General features: G+C 32.8%; 4 protein-coding genes. 1 reads left to right on the plus strand and 3 read right to left on the minus strand.

Going from position 1 to position 7132, the window contains the following annotated elements:
- Genes QE109_RS17250 through QE109_RS17260 form a run of 3 tightly spaced genes read right to left on the minus strand, consistent with a single transcriptional unit; the run spans window position 1 to window position 5639 of the window.
- Window positions 1–2367, minus strand: a complete 2367-nt coding sequence (locus QE109_RS17250; protein WP_281095794.1) for a glycogen/starch/alpha-glucan phosphorylase — start codon at window positions 2365–2367, stop codon at window positions 1–3.
- A 48-nt stretch (window positions 2368–2415) separates the two neighbouring features.
- A complete protein-coding gene (locus QE109_RS17255) occupies window positions 2416–4605 on the minus strand; it encodes a TIM-barrel domain-containing protein (protein ID WP_281095795.1) in 2190 nt (729 codons plus the stop codon).
- Window positions 4606–4616: 11 nt separating this feature from the next.
- Window positions 4617–5639 carry a LacI family DNA-binding transcriptional regulator gene (locus QE109_RS17260; RefSeq protein WP_281095796.1) on the minus strand — a complete coding sequence of 341 codons (1023 nt, stop codon included), beginning with the start codon at window positions 5637–5639 and terminating at the stop codon, window positions 4617–4619.
- Window positions 5640–5850: 211 nt separating this feature from the next.
- Between QE109_RS17260 and QE109_RS17265 the strand changes: the two genes are divergently transcribed.
- A complete protein-coding gene (locus QE109_RS17265) occupies window positions 5851–6918 on the plus strand; it encodes a DNA polymerase IV (protein ID WP_281095797.1) in 1068 nt (355 codons plus the stop codon).
- Window positions 6919–7132 lie beyond the last annotated feature (214 nt).

Raw genomic sequence — 7132 nt, forward strand, 5'->3', positions numbered from 1 at the left:
TTATACATCAATGCGGGCAATATTCCAAATGTCTTTCGCATATTCAAGAATTGTTCTATCACTACTAAATTTACCAGCCCCAGCAATATTCATCCAGCATTTTCTTGCCCATTTAAGCTGATCTCTATAATCCGTATCTACTCTTTTTTGAGCTTCTACATAGCTGTCAAAATCTTTCAATATAAAATAATTGTCTGCTTTATGCCATGATGCACCAACAAGCAATGCATTATAAAGTTCTTCAAACATACCAGTTTCTTCATCATCAAAAGTACCATCAATTAAAGTATCTATGATTTTTTTCAGTCTAGGATGTGCATCATAAATTGCTTTAGGATCATAAGTGTCTTTTATTGCCTCAAGTTCATCCACTTCAGCACCAAAGATATAGTTGTTTTCTAGTCCAGCTTCTTCAACAATTTCAACATTTGCACCATCAAGTGTTCCTATTGTTGGTGTACCATTTAACATGAATTTCATGTTTCCTGTACCAGATGCTTCTTTACCTGCTGTTGAGATTTGCTCTGATAAATCTGCAGCTGGGAAGAGTTTTTCAGCATATGATACACGGTAATTTGATACAAATACCACTTTAATTCGACCATTTACATCTTTATCTGTATTTACAAGTTTTGCAATTTCATTGATGAATTTGATAATACCCTTAGCTCTAAAGTAACCAGGAGCTGCTTTTGCACCAAAGATAAAAGTTCTTGGCACAACATCTATTTGTGGATTTTCTTTAATATCAAAGTATAAATTTAAAATTTGGAATGCACTTAATAATTGACGTTTATACTCATGTAATCTCTTGATTTGAATATCAAAAATAGAATTTGGATCAATTTCAATTCCTTCCGCTTCCAGAATATAACTTGCAAGTTCTGCTTTCTTTTCTTTTTTGATCGAAATAAACTTGTTTAATATAGCTGAATCGTCGGCAAACTGCTCAAGCTTTTTAACTTCACTTAAATCAGTCACCCATTTTTCACTGCCTAATAGTTCTGTGATGAAACCTGATAACTGTTTATTTGATAATAATAACCATCTTCTTTGAGTGATTCCGTTTGTCTTGTTTTGAAAACGATTTGGATAAAGTTCATACCAATCTTTTAATTCTTGATTTTTAAGAATTTCAGTGTGAAGTGCTGCTACTCCATTTGTAGCTTTCGTGCCATATATAGCGAGGTATGCCATATGGATCATGTTATCTTGGATGATTCTCATTGATTTAATGAGTTCCTTTGTATAACCTAGTTCTTTTAGCTCATGAACAAACTGTTTGTCGAGTTTATCGATGATCTCGTAAATTCTAGGTAGTAATTCTTTATAAAAACCAACCCACCATTTTTCTAAAGCTTCATTAAGAATTGTATGGTTTGTGTATGCGAAAGTCTCTTTAGCAATCTGCCATGCTTTTTTAAAGGTTAAGTGTTCTTCATCTACTAAAATTCTAATAAGTTCAGGAATACCTACTACAGGATGGGTATCATTTAATTGTACTGCAATATATTCAGGGAACTTCTCAAAATGTTTACCGTGACTTTCTTTAAATTTTCTAACCAATTCTTGTAGAGATGCTGATACAAAGAAATACTGTTGTTTCAAACGTAATATTTTACCTTCATTTGTTGAATCATTTGGATAAAGTACTCTTGAAATATCTTCAGCTCTATTTTTTTTCGCTACAGATTCATCATATTCTTGATCGTTAAACAAATCAAAATCAAACGGAACAATAGGTTCAGCTTTCCAAAGTCTTAGCGTATTAATGTTATTTGTGCCGTAACCAACAATAGGTGTATCATATGGAACCGCAAGAACATCACCATCTTCAAAGTGAACGGTTACTGCTTCCTTTACTTTTCTAATTGACCACGGATCTCCATTTTTGAGCCAATTATCAGCCATTTCTTTTTGAAATCCATTTTCAAAATATTGTTTAAAAATACCATAATCATATCTAATACCATAGCCATTAACGGGAACATTCATTGTAGCTGCAGAATCTAAGAAACATGCAGCTAGTCTTCCAAGCCCACCATTTCCAAGACCTGCATCCTCTTCAAGTTCTTCGAGTGTATTGAGTTTTATACCTAAAGCGTCTAACTCATCTTGAATTGAATGATAAAGGTTTAAGTTCATTAAATTATTTCCTAATGTCCTTCCCATTAAAAATTCTGCCGAAAAGTAAAATGCTTGTTTTTCTTTGCTGTAATCTAATTTTGTCTTTTCCCAGTTCTCAGTCAAATCAGCCATTATCGCTTTTGAAAGTGCAAAATATATTTCTTGTTCACTTGCATTTTCAATTGCCTTACCAAATTCTGATTTAAGGAATAATTTTATATCCTCAGTATATTTTTTCATTTTATATCCTCCTTGGAAACGTTTCCATTTTCATAATAATTGACTTTTTTATACAAGTTTTGGTTTGTCTTGAACGATACCTTGTTTAACAACTTGGCAATCTCCAAGATCATCTATAAGATAAAAAGTTACAGCACTTACGCTATAATCATTTGTATCAACACTTACACTATAATTACTTTGCTCTTTAACTACTTTGAAGTTTGTCTTAGTGAACTTACCATCTCTAAAATCAAATGAAGAACCATCATCATTATATAAATTGTACTCCGCTGCAGATTCTACAAACCCAATCACGACGAGTTCATCATTGTTGAGTTGACTTACCCTATTATGAGGTTTTGTAAGTACCAACAATTTATTTTTTCGAATGAAAACTGCAGTTTCATGTGTGTCTAGTTCTATATGATGGTATCCTTTGTGTAATAGTTCAAAAGGCTTTGATTCGAGATCTTCATAGCTTTTTATAAGGTACATCACCATATCTTCTGGTAGATAAACATATCTTCCTTTAGCATTTTGCTCGTAAACTGGCGTTAACATGATTTCATCACCTAAGAGCAGTTGATCTTCAACTCTTTTTGATTGCTCGTCTTCAAATGCAAATGAAAGTGGTGAAAACAACAAATTTCCATTAATATTGGCTTTCATAAATTCTGAATAGAGGTATGGCACTAATGCATATCTCATGCGAATAATATCTCTAAGATGTTTCGTTGTTTCATCATCAAATTGCCAAGGTTCTTGAACCCTTGTTCCCATGGCACTATGGTTTCTTAATAATGGCGTAAACATGCTAAATTCTAACCATCTTACAACTAGCTCAGCACTAGCATTGAAGCCAAACCCACCAGTATCTGCACCTGCATATAAAAAGCCAGCCATGCCAAGTGAAGGCATCATTTGTATATTGAGTTTTAAATGCTCCCACCAAGAGTGATTGTCTCCCGTCCAAATTCCAGAATGTTTTGCCATCCCTATATGCGATGCCCTTGTCAGCATGAAGAAACGCTTATTATCATCAAATCTTTTAAACCCCTCATCAGCAGCTCGCGTAATATTATAACCATATAAATTGTGTACATCATAGTGATTAACTAACAATTCTCCATCTTCAGTTGTCATTCTATGATACATACTTTTATAATCTTTATTTGAATTAGATATATTTAAAATACTATCTTTCAAAGCGAAAAATGTATTGATATCAAGATTTTTCCCTTCTTGATTTTTCACAAACTCAATGGCATCTTTTAAACCATCTTCTGAATAAAAAATAGCGGGTTCATTCATATCATTCCAAAAACCTTCAATTCCCATCTCTAGAAAAGCATGGTATTGATTGCCAAACCACTCTCTCACTTCTTTATTTAAGACATCTGGAAAGTGAACTTTGCCTGGCCATACAGCAGCAACAAATGGTTTTCCTTGATTATCATTACAGAAGTAATTGTGCTTTACGCCATCTTCATACACTGAGTAATCCTTTTCAATCTTAACACCTGCATCTATAATAGGTACTAATTTAATATCCTTTTCTTTAAGTGTATTTATTAAGGCCTGAAAATCTGGGAAACGAGCTTCACTTACCGTAAAATCCTTGTAATCTTCCATATAGTCAATATCTAAATAAATGGCATCCACTGGTATATCATGTGCTTCAAAACCATCTGCAATTGCATTTACTTTAGATTGATCTTCATAACTCCACCTACATTGTTGATAACCAAAAGCCCATTTAGGAGGTACATAACTTTGACCTATTAGTGTTCGAAACTGGTTTACTATTTCTTTAAGTGTTCCTTCAAAATAGTAAATATCGAAATCAACCCCCTCAATTAAGATATCTAATAAATTGCTGTTGGTAAATCCTACATCGTAAGTGATTTTCCCTGGAAAATCAATGTACATACCCCAATTAATAGCACCGTGAACTATAAAAAAATTATGCGCGCCATAAAGCGATTTTTTGTCAGGTGTGTGATTGGGATCATCAGAACAAAATGCTTCGTAAATATGGCCCCTTTTATTTATGCCTCTCACATTTTGACCTAATCCATAGATGATATCATCTCTGTTAAGCTCAAATGATAATTGCGTGTTGTCGTTATTATTGGTTATACTTCCCTTAAATTTTTCAACAGATGGAATAAAATCGTTTACCGTTATAGTTTCTGTTGGCAACACCTTCCCACTAGTAAATTTTCTTACACCATTTGGAGAAATAAATGTCTTCATAAAGACTCCTTTCAACAATTCATTTGCTTACAAGAATTTCTTATAACAATTTCAGTATCGAAAATAATATGTTGATGTTTTAGATTGTCATCTAAAATACCAATCATTATATCCGCTGTACTTTCTGCAATTTCTTCAACAGGTTGATGTACTGTTGTAAGAGGTGGATTAAAAAATTCAGCATAGTCAATATCATCAAAGCCTATTAGACTAATATCATCTGGTATCTTAATGCCTTTTTCATACATAGCCTTTGCGGCACCTATAGCCATAACATCAGAAATTGCGAATACTGCCGTTATATCGTTTGCTTTTTCAAGTAGTCTACACATTGCTTCATACCCCGTTTCAAAGGTATATGCACCAACTTCAAAATAGTTTTCTTTTTTTTCTATATTTTGTTCACTTAAGGCTCTTAAATAGCCCTGCGTTCTAATTGTCCCAATTGATTTATCTTCATTTCCCGTAGTGATTAAAGCAATTTTATTGTGTCCCATATCGCTTAAGTACTTTACAGCACGATATGCAGCCATTTCATTGTCAATAATTACACTTGAAAATAACGACCTATTTAGATTTTCTGGAATCTCAGTTGATGCCAATATGAAAGGAACACCAAGTCTCTGAATTTCTTGATCTGTTAACTTATCAAAGTCTCCACCCAAGCAAATGACTCCTTTTAATTTTTTTTCTAAAATGAACTCATTTGCTGCATCAATATCCTTGTTACCTTCAATGTTATAATGAATAATAGCTGAATAACCTGCCGATGATAATCTTTTTTCAATAGATTGAATCATTCTTGCAAAAAATGGGTTATACATCCCTTTAATCAAAATACCTACATCCATTGATTCATTTCTTTTTAGATTCCGTGCACTATTATTGGGAATGTAATTGTAGGTCTCGATGATCTCTTGGACATGCTTTCTCGTTTCATCTTTTACATCTGTATGTTGATTGATAACCCTCGAAACTGTACTTACGCCAACACCCGCTAACTTTGCTATATCTTTGATGTTTAAGTTTTTCATCTATGTCCTCCAAACTTATGAAAACATTTTGCTTAAGGGTATGATGGTGAATTTTAGGTAACGTTTTCGGTAACGTTTTCATAATCAAATTATAGCATATATCGCAACTATCAAAAAGCTATTTTTCTTACTATAAAGTGTATACCATTGATATCTTAGTTGAAATAAAGTATAATTAAAACAGAACGTATGTACGCACAGGGAGAACACGATGATTACTAATCGAAAAATTATACATTTTGACATTGATGCTTTTTTTGCTTCTGTTGAACAACTTGATCATCCTGAATTTAAAGGGAAACCACTTATCGTTGGAGGCGATTCTGATAGAAGTGTTGTATCGACTTGCTCTTATGAAGCAAGAGTATATGGTGTAAAAAGTGCGATGAGTATCGTTGTTGCAAAAAAATTATGTCCACATGGGATCTATGTATATGGAAATATGAAACGCTATTCTGATATTTCACATCAAATTTTTGAATGGATTGAATCTCAATTTGAGATGGTTCAGCGTGTCTCAATTGATGAAGCTTATATTGATGTTTCTGACTTTCCTAGTCCTTGGGAGGTTGCTAGGGAAATTAAGAAACAAATTTTGAGTATGACAGGTCTAACTGTATCCGTTGGAATCTCGTATAATAAATTTCTTGCAAAACTTGCATCTGACTGGAATAAACCAGATGGGATCTTTGAAATTAAAACTTCAGATATTCCTAATATCTTATTGCCTTTACCCATTATTAAGATTCACGGTCTTGGAAAAAAGACGTGCGAAAAATTAAATCGCATTGGTATTTTTACTATTGAAGATCTTTATCAATATCCCAGTGAACTACTTAATAATATTATTGGTGAATCTTGGGCTAAGGAAATTGTAGAACGCATCCATGGTATTGATCATCGTCCTGTTAAAGAATATGCCCAGAGAAAGTCTTACGGAAAAGAGACCACGCTTGAAGAAGATACTGAAGATAGAGAACAAATCTATAATATTTTAAAGATATATCTAAATAAAATTCATAAAAGACTCGAAGAGAAAGGTCTCATGGCTAAAACATTAACCATTAAAATTAAGTATGGTGATTTTGAACAGTTCACTAAGAGTCATAGCCTAGAATACCATACGAATGATATCGGTATTTTAACAGATACTTTACAGTCAATGTACGATAGTTTATCGCTTACTAAGAATGTTCGTTTAGTTGGACTTACTTTTTCAAATTTTGAAGATATTGATTATAAGCAATTTAATTTATTAGAATTGACTTCAAGCAATTAATTTTAGCTCTTTTTTGTTTTCATATTTGTATTATTTATCATAATTAACTTATCAAAAAACTAAAAAAATCCAGAAATTAAGTTGCAAATCTTATTTCTGGATTTTAGTGTTTTATTATAGTCACAAAATAAAAAAAGCTTAGTCAAATGACTAAGCTTTTCTTAAAACCAGCAACGTTCTACTCTCCCAGGCAGCTACCCGCCAAGTACCATCG

Source organism: Fusibacter bizertensis (genome assembly GCF_029914245.1).
Lineage (GTDB): Bacteria > Bacillota > Clostridia > Peptostreptococcales > Acidaminobacteraceae > Fusibacter_C > Fusibacter_C bizertensis.